Source organism: Amycolatopsis pittospori (assembly GCF_013870525.1).
Classification (GTDB): Bacteria; Actinomycetota; Actinomycetes; order Mycobacteriales; family Pseudonocardiaceae; genus Amycolatopsis; species Amycolatopsis pittospori.
This window is the reverse complement of the sequence record NZ_JACBXD010000002.1, coordinates 57,657-75,920: the sequence shown is the minus strand read 5'-3', so window position 1 is coordinate 75,920 and position 18,264 is coordinate 57,657. Positions and strand designations below refer to the sequence as shown.

Genomic DNA, 18,264 nt, shown 5'->3' with positions numbered 1-18,264 from the left:
CCTAAGGACATATGGCAGTGATCTACTCGATGGTTTGACTGACGTTCACGCGGCTACCCGAAGGCGATCGGGTGAACAGTCGCGCAAGAGTGAAGGGACTTCGCCGGTGGTGATCTGGGTCGCCAAGGCCCGCCCGATGAGCGGAGCGAGAATGACACCGCTGTTGGCGAACGCCTCGTAATAGCCGGATACGGTGGACAACGGCCCGACGCTGGGCAGTCCATCCGCCGGGAACACCGCGGTACCGATGCGTTTCCGTTCGATCGTGAAGGCTTTCAGTGCCGGAATCGTGCGGTAGGCGCGGTCCAGCAGGTTCTCGACATTGTCGCGGCCGAGGTCGGACTCGGTCTTTCCGGTCAGAACGGCATCGACCTGTTCGGACCGCACTCGCACCCGGCCAGGTCCGGCAGGACGGGCGTGGAGTTCCGCCCCGCGCAGCACGTGCCGCAACGGATCACCGTCGCCTGCCAGGTCGAGCACGAGACTGCTGCGGTCGGCGATACCGCGGACCATGGGCGATCCGAGCGTCGCCGCCACGGCGGGGGCCTGCGGCCCGGCCGCGTTGACGACGGCGTCGACCTCGAGACGTTCCCCGTTGTCCAGCCGGAGTGCCGTCACCTGTCCGCCGCGGAGCTCGATCTCCTGGACGTCGGCGTTCGACAAGGTCAGCTCGCCGATGGATTTCGCCGCGTCCAGCACCGACGAGACCATGCGCGGCCCGTCGATCCAGCCTTCCTCGGGCAGTTGCGCGACCGGGGTCTGGGCGGGGGAGAAGGGGATGGCCGGCTCCAGCTCCCGGCCCACCTTCGCCGCGTCATGCCAGATGACGCGGTAACCCCAGGATCGGAGTCGTTCGGCTTCTTCCACGAAGGAACGCGTGCTGACGCCGCATCTGCCGTCGGCGGCGGCCCAGGCCAGGCTGCCGGTCGGATGCCACCAGGGCGCCGAATCGAACAGTCCGGCGAAATGGGCGTGTTCGATGATTCCGGCATGACTCAACTCGAAACGCCGGTACGTCGGCTGCTGATAGGCGCTCAGTCTCGCGAAGCTGACATCGGTGGTGAGCCCTCCTGGTCTGCCGCGATCCACGCAATGTACGCGCACGCCGCGTTGTGCCAGAAATAGAGAAACGCAGGACCCGATTACCCCGGAACCCACTACTCCTACAGTAATCAAATTCCCTCCTCGTTGATGGCGCACGCCATCGACCCCAGCGCAAAAGCCACCTAGGCAAAAAGACTTCCCCAGTTGAATTCCCCAGCCCCAGTTGTCCCCATGCTAACCACAGCCGTCGACATGCCGAACTAGTCCGATCGAGTGGTTATCACTATGTGGTCGACCGGTGTTCGATATTCACCATGCGACGCCGAATGGACCCGTGACGAAACGGCGATGGGCGCCGCCAGGGTCGCGAAAAGCCCCAGTGTGCACGCATGTCGAACGACCTGCGGGCTCGATGCCGGTAAAGTGGATATGCTCTTAATTCACGCGACAAGGCGACGGAAACGAATACTCGTCCCGTCGAATCAAGGATTTTTGTCAGTTCGAATAGTGGACGCGGTGGTTATTCGGCACGGCGCAATGTGATCCCCCTGAGTGATTTCATCTTCTTGTCGAAGTGGCACGCCGTTGTGCCGGACCGTCTGCTTTCACGAGATGGAACGCAGTCGCCCTCTGGACTGCCGGTGCAACTGGTCGACGGCCTGCGCCGTCTGGTCGTCCGCGGGCAGGAAGACGACGATCTGCTGATCGTCTGCGGGAAGTTCCAGGGTTTCGCGGGTCAGCCGCAGTTCGTGGCCTGACGGATGCTTGAGTCGCAGAACGCCTCGTCGCGGTACCTCGTGGCGGTTCAGCCTGCGGGTGAAGTCGGTACCCGCGAGCGGGATGAGCTCGGCGGTGAGCCATTCGAGATTCTCGACGGAGGGCGCTAGCCACAGGTCGAACGCCTGCTCGTCGGCGATGGCGTCCCAATCGGTGAAGAAGGTGTGCGCGCGTGGATCGGTGAAGACGTAGCGCGTGATGTTCGGTGTTTCGGTGTCGAGGAGTCCGGTGCCGTTGGTGATGGTCGCGTAGGCGCTCGTATAGGCGAGGACGTCGCCCAGCCTGTTCGTCACGATGGCGATTCCCTGTTCGAGCATGCGCAACGTGTCCATGACGGACGAGCGCACCTGGCGGCGCGGCGGTGCGGGCTTGAAATGGGCGGAACATTCGTCCCCGGTGATCTTCGCGAGGTAGCGCAAGTGGTTGCGTTCCGAAGCGGCGAGGCTGAGCGCGTCGGCGATCGCGTTCACGACCGCGGTGGACGGGTTACGGTCGCGCCCCTGCTCGATGCGGGCCAGGTACTCCATGCTGATGCCCGCGCGAGTGGCGAGATCCAGCCGGCGTAGTCCTGGCGACCGGCGACGGCCTCGGTCCGGCAGCCCCAGGGATTCCGGCTGGATAGCGTCTCGTTTGGCTCGGATGAAGTCACCCAACGGCGTACCCATGCCCATCAGCTTACGGTGCCATTCGCCGTGCTCGCACTACTCAGGGTAGCCCTGTGGGGGCCAGCCTAAGCGTGGCCTGGTTGTCGGCGCGAGATGGCCCGAGCATGGGCGCATGGAGAACAGTTGCACGAGGGCGGCCGGCTGACATGAGTTCCGCATTGGACGCACAGCAGCCGACGCGCCGTTCCGGCCAGGCGTTACTGCTCTGGGGTTTGCTGGTGATCGCGGCGAACCTGCGGCCGAGCCTGACCGGCGTCGGCCCGCTGCTGGATCAGGTGCAGGCCGACCTGGGGTTGGCCCCTGCGGTGGCCGGTCTGCTGAACACGTTGCCCCTGCTCGCTTTCGCGGTGATATCCCCGTTGGTTCCGCGACTTGCCGCGCGCCGCGGGCCCGAGCGGGTGCTCGCGGGCGCGCTCGTGGTGCTGACACTGGGGATCGCGATCCGGTGGATCCCGTCGGCGGCCACGCTGTTCGGGGGGACCGTGCTGATCGGTGCGGGTATCGCGGTGGGCAACGTGCTCCTGCCGAGCCTCATCAAACGCGACTTCCCCACGAAGGTGGGCTTGTTGACGAGCGCGTACGCCACGGTCATGGGCGGCGTCGCGGCGGTGGCCTCCGGGGTGGCCGTGCCGATCAGCGAGGTCGCGCCCGGCGGATGGTCGACCGCATTGGGGTGCTGGATCGTGCTCTCGCTGGTGGCGATCGTGCTGTGGTCGCCGCAGTTGCGGACCCCGCCGCCGGTCGCGGCGACGGTGCGCGGTGGACACCGGCTGCCCTGGAAATCAGGTCTGGCGTGGGCGGTCACGGCGTTCATGGGTCTGCAGTCACTGGGCTTCTACGTCGTCGTGACGTGGCTTCCCGGGGTGGTCCAGGACACCGGGATCAGCCCGGCGTCGGCGGGATGGCTGCTGTTCCTGTTCCAGGTCGTCGCGGTGCTGACCAGCTTGGCCGCACCCGCGTTGCTGCGCCGGGCGCGTGACCAGCGCGCGATGGCGACGGTGAACTCGCTGATCATGCTCGCCGGCTACGTCGGTCTGCTGGCGGCACCGGAATGGGCGGTGGTGTGGACCATCGTCCTCGGCTTCGGCGGGGGTGCCTGCCTGGTGCTCGCCTTGGCCTTCCTGGGGCTGCGCGCCCAGGACGCGGCTGGAGCGGGTGCGCTGTCGGCGATGGCGCAGTCGGTCGGGTACCTGCTGGCGGCGGTCGGACCGGTGCTGTTCGGGTTGCTGCACTCCGTCAGCTCCGGCTGGCACGCGCCGCTCATCCTGATGTGCGTCGCCGCGTTCGGCCAGGCTGTCGTCGCGATGGTGGCGGGCAAGGGCACCGTGCGCCCATCCGGTGATCACCAGACGCCCGATCAAGCCCCGGCGCCTGCTCGTTGAGGTAGCTCCGGCTCCTGAAGGCCCGGAAAGAGGCGGTCGCCACGACCGCCTCTTTTTGTTGTGCCGGAACAACTTGCCCGCCTGCCCCCGGCAGAGCCGCAGGTCGCCCAGTCGATCGTACGAATTTGGGCGTTGACTTGTCACGGCCAGTGAGCTGTAATTCTTGAACAATTCAGCGCAAGAACATGACAAGACTCGGGAAGATCCAGCTCAGCCTCGACGAAGAGGTGTCCATGACGGCTGTTCCGCGTGCGCCCCCGGGACCACGTCCTCGCGTGTCCGTTCCCAGGTTTCCGCCGCTCCCCGGCGCCACACGGGGCGCTTCAGCTCGAGCCGTCTCCCTCCTCCCCGGATCAGAGGAACCCCATGAGAACGAAGCGACTTCTGTCGCGCGCGGCGACGTACGCCGCCCTGTCCCTGCTCTTGGCCACGCCCGCCCTGGCGGCGAGTGACGCCCCGGCGGTCCCCGCCTCCGCTCCCGTCGTCCAGGCCGCGGCCGAAGCCGCCGCCGCGACCTACAGCGCCGGCAGTCAGCTGGCCGGCTACCCGGTCTCGAACGTCGGCGAAGGCGACCAGGCCACCTACTGGGAAAGCGCGAACAACCAGCTCCCGCAATGGGTCCAGGCCGATCTCGGCACGTCCACGAACGTCGCGCAACTGGTGCTGAAACTGCCCTCCACCTGGGAAGCTCGCACCCAGACCTTCGCGGTGCAGGGCAGCGCGAACGGCACGGCCTTCACCGATCTCCTACCGTCGGCCGGCTATCGGTTCGACCCGGCGACCGGCAACACGGTCACCGTGAACGTCACCGGCAGCACCCGCTTCGTCCGGTTGACCATCACGGCCAATACCGGCTGGCCCGCCGCGCAGCTGTCGGAGTTCGAGGTGCACGGCCAGGCTGGAGGGGACACACAGCCGCCGTCGGCGCCCGCGAACCTCGCCTATACCTTGCCCGCGACCGGTCAGCTCCGGCTCACGTGGTCGGCGTCGACCGACAACATCGGTGTCGCGGGCTACGACGTGTACGCCAACGGCCGGCTCCGCGGCAGCGTCGCCGGGAACGTCCTGACCTACACCGACAACCAGCCCGACAGCGCCACCGTCGCCTATTTCGTGCGCGCCCGTGACGCCGCGGGCAACCAGTCCGGGAACAGCGCCACCGTGACCCGCAACGGAACCCAGGCCGGCACGAACCTCGCGCCGGGGAAGCCGATCACGGCGTCGTCGGTCCAGCACGGCTTCGTCGCGGCCAACGCGAACGACGACTCCGTGACCACGTACTGGGAGGGCTCGGCCTATCCGGATCTGCTGACCGTCGCTCTCGGTTCCGACGCCGAACTCGACCGGGTCGTGGTGAAGCTCAATCCCGATCCGGCCTGGGGACGGCGAACGCAGACGATCGCCGTCGAGGGCCGTGACCAGGGCGCGACCGCGTTCACCACGCTGGCGCCCGCGCAGACCTACACCTTCGACCCCGCCACCGGGAACTCCGTCACCGTCCCGGTGAGCGGCCGTGCCGCCGACGTGCGGCTCAGGATCACCGCCAACTCCGGGGCCCCCGGCGGACAGGCCGCGGAGTTCCAGGTGTTCGGCGTTCCCGCGCCGAACCCCGACCTGACGATCTCGGGAGTGTCCTGGTCGCCGCCGAACCCGGTGGAGACCGACGCGATCACCGCGTCCGCTACCGTGCGCAACGCCGGGACCGCGCCTTCGAGCGCGACGGCCGTGAACCTCTACCTCGGTACGGCGAAGGCCGGCACCGCCCAGGTCGGAGCACTCGCGGCCGGGGCGTCAGCGACGGTCTCGGCGAACATCGGCACCCGGGACGCGGGCAGCTATCAGCTCACCGCGAAGGTCGACGAGGCCGGCGCCGTCATCGAACAGGACGAGACCAACAACTCCTACACCGGCTCGACGGCACTCGTCGTCAGCCCGGTGCAGAGTTCCGACCTCGTCGCGGCCACGGCGTGGTCTCCGAACAACCCGTCGGCGGGAAGCACGGTGACCTTCACCGCGACGCTGCGTAACCAGGGCACAGCCGCCACAGCGGGTGGGGCCCACGGCGTCACAGTGACGGTCGCCGACCAGAACGGCACCGTGGTCAAGACGCTCACCGGCAGCCACACCGGTGTCATCGCCCCCGGGGCCACCGCGGCGCCGGTGACCGTCGGCACCTGGGCCGCGGCGAACGGCCGGTACACCGTCAAGACGGTCGTCGCGAACGACGCGAACGAGCTTCCGGTCAAGCAGGGCAACAACACGAGCACGCAGTCGCTGTTCGTCGGCCGCGGCGCCAATATGCCTTACGACATGTACGAAGCCGAAGACGGCGTCGTCGCGGGTGGCGCGTCGGTGGTCGGACCGAACCGCACCATCGGCGACCTCGCGGGCGAGGCGTCGGGCCGCAAGGCCGTCACGTTGAACTCGACCGGCGCCTCGGTGGAGTTCACCACCCGCGCGGCGACCAACACGCTCGTCACCCGGTTCTCGATGCCGGACGCCGCGGGCGGTGGCGGGCAGAACTCGACGCTGAACGTCTACGTCGACGGCACGTTCCTCAAAGCGATCGACCTGACTTCGCGGTACGCGTGGCTCTATGGTCCCGAAGCTTCACCGGGGAACTCGCCGGGCGCGGGGCCGCGGCACGTCTACGACGAAGCCAGCATGATGCTCGGCACGACAGTGCCCGCCGGGCACAAGATCAAGCTGCAGAAGGACGGGGCCAACAACTCGAACTACGCGATCGACTTCGTGAACTTCGAGCAGGTCACCGCGAACGCGAACCCCGACCCGGCGCACTACGCTGTCCCGGCCGGGTTCACCCAGCAGGACGTGCAGGCCGCGCTGGACAAGGTCCGCCAGGACGCGAACCTCACCGGCGTCTACCTGCCACCGGGGCAGTATCCGATGACCGGGAAGGTCACCACGTACGGCAAGCCCGTCACGGTGATCGGTGCCGGGCCGTGGTTCACGAAGTTCACCGCGCCGTCGGGCCAGGAGAACACCGACATCGGGTTCGACGTGCAGGCCGGCGCGAGTGGTTCGACGTTCAGCGGGTTCGCCGTGTTCGGGAACTACACCTCCCGCATCGACGGCCCCGGCAAGGTCTTCAACCTCACGAACGTCTCGAACATGACCATCGACGACATCTGGGTGGAACACCAGATGTGCCTGCTGTGGGCGACCAATGTGGACAACACCACGGTGAAGAACTCCCGCATCCGTGACATGTTCGCGGACGGCGTCAACTTCACCAACGGCAGCACCGGCAACCGGGTCACCAACAACGAGGCGCGGTCCACCGGTGACGACAGCTTCGCGCTGTTCGCCGCCACGGACCTCAACGCGGGCAACCAGTACGACAACGTGTTCGAGAACCTGACCGTGCTGCTCCCGTGGCGCGCGGCGGGACTGGCGGTGTACGGCGGGTACAGCAACACCTTCCGGAACCTCTACATCGCGGACACGCTGACGTATTCGGGGATCACGATCAGTTCGCTGGACTTCGGCTATCCGTTCCTCGGCTTCGGGCCGCAGCCGACGAACTTCCAGAACATCTCGATCGTCCGGGCGGGTGGCCATTTCTGGGGCCGGCAGACGTTCCCGGCGATCTGGATGTTCTCCGCGTCCAAGGAGTTCCGCGGTATCCGGGTGTCCGATGTGGACATCGAGAGCCCGACGTACAGCGGCATCATGTTCCAGACCAAGTACACCGGCGGCCGGCCGGACAACCCGGTCCAGGACACGGTGCTGACGAACGTGTCGATCACCGGTGCGCAGCGCAGCGGTGACGAATTCGACGCCAAGTCCGGAATCGGCGTCTGGGTCAACGAACTGCCGGAACCGGGCCAGGGCCCGGCCGTCGGCTCGGCGACCTTCACCGGGCTGACGTTGAGCGGCAACGCCGAGGACATCCGCAACACGACGTCCACGTTCACCATCGACCGCAACTGAGGGACGGGGTCGTGAGTGGTAAGTGGCGTTGGAACGCGACTTACCACTCACGACGCCCAGAGCGATCGCCCGCCTCTGACGCTGGGTTAGGGTCCGGGCTGTGGAGAGTCTGTTCCTGACCCGGGTGCTGGGTGTACTGCGTTCCGCCGGTGACGAGGCGCTGTTCGTGCGGGATGGCCGAGTGACCGGCTATGGGGAGGCGCTCGACCTGGTGTTCCGGCTGTACGCGGGGCTGCCCGAGGGCGGGGTCGTCGCCATCGACGCGGGGAACCGGCCGGAGACCGTTCTCCTGCAGATCGCCGCACAGCTCCGGGGCGCGACGGTTCTGCTCGTCGCCGCTTCGGCGAGCCTGCCGGACCGGCTCGCGGCGGTCTCGGCGGCCGGGGTCACGACGCTGGTGACCGATCAGGTGACGGGGTGGCCCGCCGGCGACACGCGAGTGGTCGCGCTCGACGAGCTGGTAGCCCACGAAAGTACCGAGCCGTCCACGCTGCCGGGGTCGGTCACCGTCGTCTTTCCCACCGGCGGAACCACCGGGGCGCCGAAACTCATCCGGCACAGTGGGATCTACGACGGGATGGCGCATATCTTCGCGCCGGATCCGGCCGGGCCGGGTCGCACGCTGCTGATCGCGCCGATGACGCATATGACCGGGAACGCCACCGTGCTGGGGGCGATCCTGCGACGGGAAAGTGTGGTGCTGCAGAAGGGTTTCGACGCGGGCGCCGTACTGGAAGCGATCGCCGGGCACCGGGTCACGTCGTTGTCGCTCACGCCCGCGCGGCTGGCGGCGGTGCTCGATCATCCGGCCATGGCGTCGACCGACGTCAGCAGTGTTCGGCAGCTTTCACTGGGCGCCGCGCCGCTTCCGCCGCGACGGCTGGCTCAAGCACTCGACGTATTCGGGCCGGTGGTCGGGCAGGGCTACGGGCTCACCGAGGCGCCGATGATCGCGAGTATCTCGGCGGCGGAACTCGACGGGCGGCCGGAGCGGCTCGAATCCGTGGGCCGGATCGTGCCGGGTATGGAGGCGCGGATCGACGACGGCGAGGTCCTGGTGCGCGGACTGTCCATGATGGACGGTTATCACGGCGCGCCGCCGATCGGGGACGGCTGGCTGCGGACCGGTGATCTCGGGCGGTTCGACGACGAAGGGTATCTGTACCTGCTGGACCGCGCGAACGACGTCATCATCACCGGCGAGCACGGCACGAAGGTGTTCTCGACCGTGGTCGAAAACGCGCTCACGCGGCATCCGCTGGTTCGGGCGGTGGCCGTGTTCGGCGTCCCGGGTGAAGGCGGCGAGGGGGAACGGGTGCACGCCGTGGTCGTGCCGGTTTCTTCAGGCGCGCTGTCGGCGGACGAGGTTCGGGCACACGCCAGAGACTTCTTCGGACGTGAGCATTTCGTACCGTCCGATGTGGACTTCGCCGACGCGTTGCCGCTGACCGCGATCGGCAAGGTCGACAAGCGGGCGCTACGCGCGCCATTCTGGACGGGACACGATCGTCACATCGCTTGACCGAGGGGACATGCCGATGACCGGGTGGGACGCTGAACGAAGCCGGTTACTGACGGCCAGTGCCGGAGATCTGGCCGGGATCGCGCTGGAGAACGTCGTACGCGAGTACCCGCACCACGAGAGTCACTGGCATGTCGAGGGAAAGTCCGTCGCCACCCCGCGGCGACTGCACCCGTGTTTCTACGGAAGTTTCGACTGGCATTCCTGTGTGGAGATGTTCTGGGTGCTGATGCGCCTGCTGCGCCGGCACAGCGCTCTCGTGCCGGCCGCGGAGATCCGCGAGGTCCTCGACGAGCATCTGACGGTCGAGGCTTTGGCCGCCGAGGTCGCCTATTTCGCTCCTCGGGAGTACCGGGCCACCCAACGGCCCTACGGCTGGTCGGCGCTGCTGGAACTCGCCGTCGAGACCGCCACCTGGGACGATCCGGACGCCGTGCGCTGGTCCTCGGCCTTGCGGGAGTTGAGCGAGGTCTTCGTGACCCGCTATCTCGACTGGCTGCCGCAAGCCACCTATCCGATCCGGTACGGGATACACGAGAACGGCGCGTTCGGGCTGTCCCGCGCGCTGCCCTACGCCGATCATCTCGCCGATCGCGGTGAACCGCGGTTGCGGCAGGTCATCACCGAGACCGCCTGGCGGTGGTTCGGAGCCGACCAGGACTATCCCGGCTCCTGGGAGCCCTCCGGCGCCGATTTCCTGTCACCGGCCCTGGCCGAAGCCGAACTCATGACCCGTCTGCTGCCCGCGACCGAATTCGCCGAGTGGCTGCGCCGGTTCCTGCCCGATCTCGCCGATCGCCGGCCCGCGACCCTGTTCACGCCGGCGGTCGTCACCGATCCCACCGACGGGCAGATCGCCCACCTGCACGGACTCAACCTGCATCGCGCCTGGTGCTGGCACCGGCTCGCGCAAGCCCTCCCGGCCGGCGACGACCGGATCCCCGCCATGCTCGACACCGCCCGCGTCCATGGTCAGGCCTCGCTGCCGCAGGTCGTCGGCAGCTCGTACATGGTCGAGCACTTTCTCGCGTATTACGCACTCCTTCTGCTCAGCTGAACCGGATCTCGCGTATTTCCGGTGTCTCGCCGCGGAAGTCGCCGTACCGCGCCCAGTGAAGGGTGACGCGGAGCACGACGACCCCGCCGCCGCGGACCGATTCCGTGAATTCCGGGAACGTCGTGAGATAAGCGGCCGCGCATCGCTCGAGTTCGTCGTCCGTCGGGAAATCCGCGATGCCTTCGGCCTGCAGTGTCGTGCCGTCGGTTCCGCCGATGACGACCGCGACACGGCCATCGCGGCGTAGATTCGCGACCTTGCGGGAGTCCGGCTTCGCGTCGAACACGAGCTCCCCGCGATCGGTCACGGCGAGGGTGAGGTAGGCGGCTTGGGGTGCGCCGTCGGGGCCGAGTGTCGACACGACTCCCGCTCGCACGCCGCGTACGTACCCGATCATCTCGCTGTGGTCCATCGCGCCAGATTATTGGGCTGAACGGTTGAAGTGTCGCCGAGGTCCGCGTGGCGTGTGGTTCGGTGAATCCCGTGGGAGAGGGCGGGTTCAGCGAGGTGATCACCGCGAAGGCGCCCGCGCCGGGCTGGTGGCTGGTGGCGGGGACCGGGCTGTTCGCGGTGCTCGTGACCGGCTCGTCGTTCGTGCTGGTGGCCACCGGACGGCGGCGGGCGCTGATCACGGTGAACGTCGTGGGCACCATGGTCCACGAGGCCGGCCACGCCCTGGTCGCGTGTCTGACCGGTGGTGGTGTGTACCGGTTCCGGATCACGAGCCCGGACTCGGGCCACGTCCTCGCCTGGCACAAGACGTGGTGGTCGTCGCTCGCGATCACCGCGGCCGGCTACTCGGCGCCACCGCTCGCCGGGCTGGGCGCCGCGGCCCTGCTGCACAAGGGACAGGCCGCGGCCGTGCTCACCCTCACCGTGGCGATGTCCCTGCTGATCTTGTGGGTCGCCCGGGACCTGCTCACCCTGGGATGCGTCGTGACGATCGGCGGTATCGCGGCGGGGGCGCTGTTCTGGGGCCCGCCGGACGTGCAGGTCCTCGTCGCCTATCTCGAAGCGTGGCTCCTCCTGTTCTCCGAGCTGGGCGGGCTGACGTACCTCGTCGTGAACCGGATGCGGGGTTGGGAGAGCGGGTCCGACGACGCCGCCAGTATGGCCGAACAGACCTCGATCCCCGGAGTGGTCTGGATCGTGGCGTGGTTCGCGCTCGTGGTGTGGAGCCTGTGGACCGCGATCCCGTTGTTGTGGCCGTAGCGGTCTCTTGATCAGATACTCGCCTGGATCGCCTGCAGGAGCGCGGCGGTGGCCGGTGGGTCGGGTGGATCGCCGTAGGTCACGGCGTAGATCTGGCGAGGATCGTCGGGGAGTTCGGTGGCGTGGATGCCGGGCATCCGGTGGGCGCGGAGGGCGAGTCCGGGCAACGTCGCGACGCCCATCCGAGCGGCGACGAGTGCCTGCGTGACGACCATGTCGTCGCTGACCAAGGAGATGCGCGGGACGAAACCGGCCCGGCGGCAGACGGTGATCAGTTCGTCCTGGCATCGGGTGCACCCGCCGATCCAGGTGGAGTCGCGGTGCTCGGCGAGGGTCTGGCCCGGCTCGTAGGTGAGCAGGTAGATCGGGTCGTCGAACAGGTGGGTCAGCCGGAATCCGTCCTCCTCGCCCGGGGTGTCGGCGTACCGGAAGATCAACGCGACGTCGATCCGGCCCGCGCGCAGCAGGCGCAGGGCTTCGACGGGATGTTCGTCGACGAGCCCGAGTTCGATCCCCGGGTGTGCTTGGGCGAGGGTGGCGGCGGCCTTGGGGACGACGGTGCTCAGGATCGATTGGAAGCCGGCCATCCGGACCCGGCCGGACCGGAGCCCGACCTGGGCGGCCAGTTCGGTCGTGGCGGCGTCGACGCGGCCGACGATCTCGGCGGCGCGGGCCGCGAGCAGTTCTCCTTCGGGAGTGAGCCGGATGCCGCGGCCGATCCGTTGGAGCAGCTTCGCGCCGGTGGCGGCCTCCAGCCTGGAGAGGTGATGGCTCACCGCCGGTTGCGTGTAATGCAGTTCTTTCGCCGCCTCGGTCACCGAGCCGTGCCGGGCGACGGCGGCCAGGACCGTGAGCTGATTCAGGTTCAGCATGCATCAAGAGTACTTATCCGTCAGCGAAAAACTTGGCATTGGACGTCATGTGATCAACCCGCCAGGCTCGGAGTGACCCGGAAAGGAGAACACGATGACCACCGCGTCCGATGTCCCGGCCGGCACCCGATCCAGACCCGGCCTCCCGGAATTGATCGAACGGATCCGCCAGTGCACCCGGCGGGAATCCGATCCCGGAACCGTCGCGAGGCTCGTCGCCGACGTCCTCACCGAGTCGCGCCCGACGGTGCGGCTTCTCACGTCGGAGGAACGGGAAGGATCCGCCGAGGGATACACCCGCCACACTCTGCACGCCGAGCCCACCTTCTCGATCTCCGCGGTGGTGTGGCGGCCAGGCCAGATCACCGAGATCCACGACCACCTCGTCTGGTGTTCGTTCGCGGTGCTGCAAGGCGCCGAGACCGAGAACATCTTCGACATCGACGGCGACAGGCTGGTCCAGACGGGCAGCAGGCAACGCCCGGCCGGTTCCGTCAGCGGTGTCGCGCCGCCCGACGACATCCACCAGGTGCACAACACCGGCGACACGGTCGCCATCACCCTGCACGTGTACGGCGCCGACCTCAGCCAGGGGACCAGTGTGCGCCGCACCTACCGGCGCCGCACCGCGCACTGACACGGTGCGGCGCCGGTAGGCCGGCCTCAGCCGATCGCCCACCGTTGCAAGGGCGAGTCGCCGGACGGCTGCTGGGTGACGAGGGCGCCGTCGGCGGTGGACGCGGTCGCGAGCCTCAGTCCACTGTGGACGGCCGTGATCGTGGCCGAACCCGGTGCGCCGTCCACTCGCCAGCGCTGGTTGGCGCCGTCGGTGCACGTCCACTGGATCACCCGGGCCCCGGCCGCGCTGGAGCCGTCGCCGACGTCCAGGCACAGCCCCGATTCGAGGCCGGTGATCCGGTAGGTGCCGTCGGTGTGGCGGGTGAAGCGCCACTTCTGGTTCAGGCCGCCGTTCTGCGTCCAGGTGGTGAGCTGGGTGCCCGCCGTGGTCGAGTGACCGGGGACGTCCAGCGCCCGGCCCGCGGTGCTGACGGTGTGCACGCCGTCCAGCGTCGCCGGACCGGTCGCGGTGAGTGTCAGCGTCTGCTCGGCGGCGGTGCGGGATCCGCCGACCTGACCGCCGGTCTTGTCGGTCCAGCCGCGGACCGGGGTGGTTTCGGCGAGCCGGTTCGCGGTCGCGGACAGGCCCAGCGCGAGGCCGCTGTAGCGGTTGATCAGGCGGTATCCGCCACTGGTTCCCTTGGCAGGGACGGCGAACCACTGTTGCCCGACGCCGGCGTCCGGCGCGGACACCGACGGGCGAGTGCCCCAAGCGCGTTTCGACGGCGACACCGGTACGCCGAGTGCCTGCCCGGTGGAGGCGTTGATGATCGTGAAGGAACCGTCGCCGTTGGAGGAGAACCTCCAGGCCGCCAGGTCGTTCGCGCTCTCCGCCGGGACGGAGGTCGTGTCAGCGGTTCCGGCGCTCTGGGTCAGTACGCGTCCTGCTCCGCTGCCGATCCGGTAGGCCCGGGCCGGGTCGGCGGGCGCGGGGGCCGGGGTGCCGGAGGTGATGGTGATGTTCGCGTATTCGCCGTCACCTCCGGCACAGGCGATGGAACAGTAGGAGCGGAAGTCCTTGCCGACGATGGTGGAGTTCGTCTTGTTCGCGCCGTCGACGAACCAGCGGTACCAGGAGCCGGACTTGTAGGCGCCGGTATCGCCGATCAGGCGCCATTTCTGGGTGGCGAGATCGTCGGTGACGTAGAACTTCTGCGACTGCGTCCCGGAAACGACCTCCGGCTCGCCGATGTAGACACCGAGGTGGGCGTCGTAGGCGATGTTCATGACGAACAGGTCCGACTTCCGCGGCAACTGGCCGGCCGCGACCTGCTGGTCGACATTGCCGGTGTTGGCGGGGTCGTAGTCGTCGGCCGGTTTCGTGTAGCCGCCCGGGTTTTCGGCGCTGACCGGGACCATGTTGCTTTCCTTGCCGCCCACTCCGGGCTGGGACCAGCCGCCGTCGTACCACTTCGACCAGGTGCCACCGGCGAGCTTGCCCGACATCGGCGCCCTGGCCACATGCGCGAGGCCGCCGGCGCTGCCGCCCGCGCCTTCCTTGGGCACGATCCGCGAGCCGTAGTAGACGTAGAAATAGCCCGAGGCCGGATCGGCGAACAGGCGGGGATCGCCGTCGCCGTAGTCGAACGTCTGGTTCGGGAACGCGGCGGTGTCTCCGCGTTTCGTGCTGTACGGCGAAGTGATCGCGTGCCCCTTGATGGACCAGGTGCGCCCCTGGTCGGTGGACACGGCCCAGTCGATCGAGTCGTAGTGGGAGAACGACGGTTTACCGAACGGCTCGGGGGTGAACTCGTTGTGCACCAAGCCGTACCAGTCACCGGTGTCCGGATCCACCCAGGTGCCCACGAGATCGCAGAAGTTCTTCTGCGAGTACCCGGATCCGGCCGGTGGCGGGGTGGCCTCCTTGCCGGTGGGGCTGGTGTTGCAGCGCCAGGTCGTGTCGTTGTTGCGGTCGCGGGGCTCCGCCGGATTGACGGCGTCGCTCAACGCGGCTGACCTTTTCGCGGAGTCGAAGTCGTTGCCGGAGAAGAACTCCCACTCCCGGACCTGGTCCGCGCCGTAGAGCGCGGCGGATTGCTGGAAGTAGAAGGTCCCGTCCTTGTCGATGAACGCCCCCGCCGGGGTGTCGGTGGGATGCGCGTACGGCGCGGTGGCGCCGACCGAGATCGAGTAGGTGGCCTCGGCCGCCGCGACGGTGGCCGGCGCCGCGAGTGAGGCCACGACGGCGGTCACGGCGGCGAGGATGGAGGAGTTGCGTGAGCGTGGCACGGCTGATCCGCCCCTTTGCGTGGTCGAACCGGGGAAGCTACGGCTGGAGCTCTCAGCTCCGCGCACCACTATCTGCGAGAAGATGCTCGAAAGTCAACAAGTCTGAACAACTACGAACACTTTACCTGCGGTAACCTACTTTCGTAGGGGTGAGTGCCCGGTTTGTCCAGTTCTGGGAAGGGGTTGCAGAAGTCCGGCAACCCTTGACTGTCCATAAAGGACGATCTCTAGTGGGAAAAATGTCCTTTTCATGCCTAAATATGTAGTTCATGTCGGGGGTCGTGAGTGATAAGTGTCGTTCTAACCCTCCTTATCACTCACGACCCTCTTCCGGAACGGTGCAAACATCTCAAAACGGTCATTGGTGTCGAGAGGAACGTCCTTTGTGGACGCTAGAGGGCGTCGAGGCTCACTGGCGGGGCCGCCGCACCGCCGATCCCTGCATGCCACATTCGACTTACCTCTCAATGCTTTCTTATCGCTAGCGCCCCCGGTCGAGAACCGTGAATTTCGACATGAATCAGGCGTCCCGCCACTGGAGATCTGTCCTTTATGGACAGTAAAGGAGGGCTGGGCTCCACCGCTCAGCCAGGCGGTCTGGGCCGGACCCGCGCCGCCAAGACCGCCCCGCCACGAGGTCGGCGAAGCGCCCCTCAGGAGAACCTGACTTGCGACCCCCGTGCAGGGGGTGTCGATGTTCGAGGTGTCAGGGCTGCCGTCGCCGTACCAGCTCGGTGATCCAGATCGGCGCGAACGGGGACGTGCAATTCGGGGGAGTCGGGTAGTCCTTGAGGACTTCCAGGCGCTCACCGATGTCGATCGCCCTGTCACGGTGCTCGGTGTGCTCGATCCCGATCTGGGCCAGGCAGTGGTTCATCGCCCACTGCAGGCGGTCGGGGGCGCCCTTCATCTCCGCTTCGATGACGTCGAGCAGTGCCGTGAGGTCGAGGCCTTCGGGCTTCTTCGCCACGCGTTCGGTGGTCAACGCCCAGCCGGCGCTCGCGACCACCGGATCCGGATCGGCGGACCAGGCGACGCGGAGTTCTTCGGCGTGCGGGCTCTTCTTCACCACGTAGTTCACGAGCCAGTCGTGGACCTTCGGGGAACCGGACTGGCGCACCATGGTGTCCAGCTCGTCGAGTCCGAACGCCTTCGGACGGCAGCACAGGATGGCGAGCAGCTTCGCCGCGGTGTCCCCGGTCTCCCAGAGCCCGAGCGCGAGCTCCTGCTGGGTCTTCAGCCGCTTCGCGAGCGCGCGCAACTTGCCCAGGTTCACCCCGTGGTCGTCACCGTGACTCTCGTTCACGGCGCGTATGCGCGGGTCTTCGAGCGTGGCGAGTTCGGCCATCACTTCGGCCACCGTCGTCTCGGTCACTTCGACCTCCTGTCCGGGACGTACGTCCAGCGTACGGAGCGGTGTCCGCGCCGTGTCAGGCCCGTGTCAGTCCGGTCGGTGATCGTGATCCCGACAGCCAGGACAGGTACGACAAGGAGACCGCCATGACCGTATTCGCGACGCCGGGGCCTATCACCGTCACGCTGACCACCGCGGGGGCCAGGGTCCGGATCGCCGCGAGCGAGCGGCCGGACACGGTGGTGCGCGTCGAGGCGATCGACGGCGAAAGCAAGGCGGACGTGAAGGTGGCCGAGGGCGTCAAGGTCGCCTTCTCCGACGGCGAACTGGCGATCAAGACGACCAAGTCGGGCGGTAAGCACGGCTCTGTCGCCATCACGATCGATCTGCCCGTCGGGTCCAGGCTGGTCCTGAACACGGCGTGGACGGACGTGCACGCCTACGGCCGGCTCGGCGACTGTGGGCTCGACGTGGCGTCGGGACAGATCCAGCTCGACCGTCTCGCGACGCTGCGGGGGAACCTCGCGACGGGCCGGATCGCGATCGGGCACATCGCCGGGAGCGTCGACATCGAGGGCGGTTCCGCCGGCGTGTGGATCGGCGAGGTCGACGGCGCGGTCCGATACCAGGGCTCGACCGGGAAGGTCTGGATCGGCCGAGCCCGCTCCGCCGTCGACCTCGCCGGGGCGAGCGGCAGCTTCGACATCGACCACGTGGAGAGTGGCGTGGTCGCGAAGGCGGGGAACTGCCCGATCCGGGTCGGTCGCCTGTCGAACGGCCGAGCGGAACTGGTGAACGCCGCCGGGGGCATCGAGGTCGGCATCAGCGCGGGCGCCGCGGCTTGGGTGGACGCGGAAAGCACGAAGGGGATCGTTCGCAGTTCTCTCTCGGCGGAGGACATCGCGAGCGAGTCCGACAGCCGGGTCAAGGTCTACGCGCGTACGAGACTCGACGACATCGTCATCCGTCACACCGCCGCATGAAGGCTTTCGGTGACGATTTCTTTTAATGCGATTGACGCCGTTCTCCGGCGTGGGCAAGGATAAGCATATACCGAACAATCAGGGGAGCGGTCATGACGAATGCGGGGAAGCGCGGGACGCGGTGCCGGTATCCGGCCACGGCGACCCTCGGCCCGCGCTCGTCGTATGGCCTGCTCGAACTGCTTTCCTCGAAGAGCCAAGCTCTTCTGGGCAGGTTGGGCTCCCCATCGTGAGGTGACACACCTCGCGCGAGGGAGCCGCCCATCGGGAAACCGATCAGGGCGGCTTTCTTCATTTCGTGCACCCCGGATTCATCAATGCCGCCCTGGTGAAAGGGCTGCGCAGTTCCTTGACATCTTCACAGCGGAGCAGACATTCAAGCGGTTCTAGCCCAACTGGCAGAGGCACCTGGTCGAGAACCAGGACAGTCGGGGTTCGACTCCCCGGAACCGCACGTGTTTCACCGGCGCCGCGGCGCCGACGCCCTCGTAGCCCAACGGAAGAGGCAACGCGCTCAGAACGCGTCCAGTCCAGGTTCGAATCCTGGTGGGGGCACCGGTGCGAGATCTGTTCGTCCTGCTCCGCTGTGCGGATG

General features: G+C 67.6%; 13 protein-coding genes and 2 tRNA genes. 9 read left to right on the top strand and 6 right to left on the bottom strand.

Translation table 11 applies throughout. The features are described 5' to 3' along the window. Positions 1 to 45: 45 nt before the first annotated feature. Both H5J31_RS01520 and H5J31_RS01515 read right to left on the bottom strand, forming a co-directional pair. Positions 46 to 1,158 carry an NAD(P)/FAD-dependent oxidoreductase gene (locus tag H5J31_RS01520; RefSeq protein ID WP_181770580.1) on the bottom strand — a complete coding sequence of 371 codons (1,113 nt, stop codon included), beginning with the start codon at positions 1,156 to 1,158 and terminating at the stop codon, positions 46 to 48. 491 nt (positions 1,159 to 1,649) lie between these two features. Next, on the bottom strand, positions 1,650 to 2,486 hold the full coding sequence (locus tag H5J31_RS01515; RefSeq protein WP_181770579.1) for a helix-turn-helix domain-containing protein: 837 nt from the start codon (positions 2,484 to 2,486) through the stop codon (positions 1,650 to 1,652). A 146-nt stretch (positions 2,487 to 2,632) separates the two neighbouring features. Between H5J31_RS01515 and H5J31_RS01510 the strand changes: the two genes are divergently transcribed. The 4 genes from H5J31_RS01510 (at position 2,633) to H5J31_RS01495 (ending at position 10,401) form a co-directional block, all read left to right on the top strand. Then, positions 2,633 to 3,868: an MFS transporter gene (locus tag H5J31_RS01510; RefSeq protein ID WP_181770578.1), complete on the top strand. Its 1,236-nt coding sequence runs from the start codon at positions 2,633 to 2,635 to the stop codon at positions 3,866 to 3,868. Positions 3,869 to 4,234: 366 nt separating this feature from the next. Continuing rightward, entirely contained in the window at positions 4,235 to 7,822 is a 3,588-nt protein-coding gene (locus H5J31_RS01505) for a CARDB domain-containing protein (RefSeq protein WP_181770577.1), read from the top strand. 100 nt (positions 7,823 to 7,922) lie between these two features. After that, positions 7,923 to 9,344 (top strand): AMP-binding protein, encoded by a 1,422-nt coding sequence (locus tag H5J31_RS01500; RefSeq protein WP_181770576.1) that lies wholly within the window; start codon positions 7,923 to 7,925, stop codon positions 9,342 to 9,344. Between the two features lie 10 nt (positions 9,345 to 9,354). Continuing rightward, positions 9,355 to 10,401, top strand: a complete 1,047-nt coding sequence (locus tag H5J31_RS01495) for a DUF2891 domain-containing protein (RefSeq protein WP_236004486.1) — start codon at positions 9,355 to 9,357, stop codon at positions 10,399 to 10,401. Here H5J31_RS01495 and H5J31_RS01490 read toward each other — a convergent pair. Then, positions 10,394 to 10,813 (bottom strand): pyridoxamine 5'-phosphate oxidase family protein, encoded by a 420-nt coding sequence (locus H5J31_RS01490; protein ID WP_181770575.1) that lies wholly within the window; start codon positions 10,811 to 10,813, stop codon positions 10,394 to 10,396. The two genes, H5J31_RS01495 and H5J31_RS01490, sit on opposite strands and share 8 nt — an antisense overlap. Before the next feature lie 62 nt (positions 10,814 to 10,875). Between H5J31_RS01490 and H5J31_RS01485 the strand changes: the two genes are divergently transcribed. Continuing rightward, entirely contained in the window at positions 10,876 to 11,613 is a 738-nt protein-coding gene (locus H5J31_RS01485; protein WP_328701341.1) for a M50 family metallopeptidase, read from the top strand. Positions 11,614 to 11,624: 11 nt separating this feature from the next. Here the strand turns inward: H5J31_RS01485 and H5J31_RS01480 are convergent, their stop codons facing one another. Beyond that, positions 11,625 to 12,485 carry a LysR family transcriptional regulator gene (locus H5J31_RS01480; RefSeq protein ID WP_181770574.1) on the bottom strand — a complete coding sequence of 287 codons (861 nt, stop codon included), beginning with the start codon at positions 12,483 to 12,485 and terminating at the stop codon, positions 11,625 to 11,627. Positions 12,486 to 12,579: 94 nt separating this feature from the next. On the opposite strand from H5J31_RS01480, the gene H5J31_RS01475 reads away from it, so the two are divergent. Further along, positions 12,580 to 13,122, top strand: a complete 543-nt coding sequence (locus tag H5J31_RS01475) for a cysteine dioxygenase family protein (protein ID WP_181770573.1) — start codon at positions 12,580 to 12,582, stop codon at positions 13,120 to 13,122. A gap of 26 nt (positions 13,123 to 13,148) precedes the next feature. Here H5J31_RS01475 and H5J31_RS40360 read toward each other — a convergent pair whose 3' ends face one another. Next, a complete protein-coding gene (locus H5J31_RS40360; RefSeq protein WP_328701340.1) occupies positions 13,149 to 15,296 on the bottom strand; it encodes an RICIN domain-containing protein in 2,148 nt (715 codons plus the stop codon). A 742-nt stretch (positions 15,297 to 16,038) separates the two neighbouring features. Continuing rightward, positions 16,039 to 16,707, bottom strand: coding sequence for a DNA alkylation repair protein (locus H5J31_RS01465; RefSeq protein WP_328701339.1), 669 nt, complete (start codon positions 16,705 to 16,707; stop codon positions 16,039 to 16,041). 125 nt (positions 16,708 to 16,832) lie between these two features. Here H5J31_RS01465 and H5J31_RS01460 point away from each other — a divergent pair, with 125 nt between their 5' ends. The 3 genes from H5J31_RS01460 (at position 16,833) to H5J31_RS01450 (ending at position 18,224) form a co-directional block, all read left to right on the top strand. After that, a complete protein-coding gene (locus tag H5J31_RS01460; protein WP_181770572.1) occupies positions 16,833 to 17,669 on the top strand; it encodes a DUF4097 family beta strand repeat-containing protein in 837 nt (278 codons plus the stop codon). A 380-nt stretch (positions 17,670 to 18,049) separates the two neighbouring features. Continuing rightward, positions 18,050 to 18,123 (top strand) — tRNA-Leu (locus H5J31_RS01455). 28 nt (positions 18,124 to 18,151) lie between these two features. Continuing rightward, positions 18,152 to 18,224, top strand: a tRNA-Leu gene (locus H5J31_RS01450). Positions 18,225 to 18,264 lie beyond the last annotated feature (40 nt).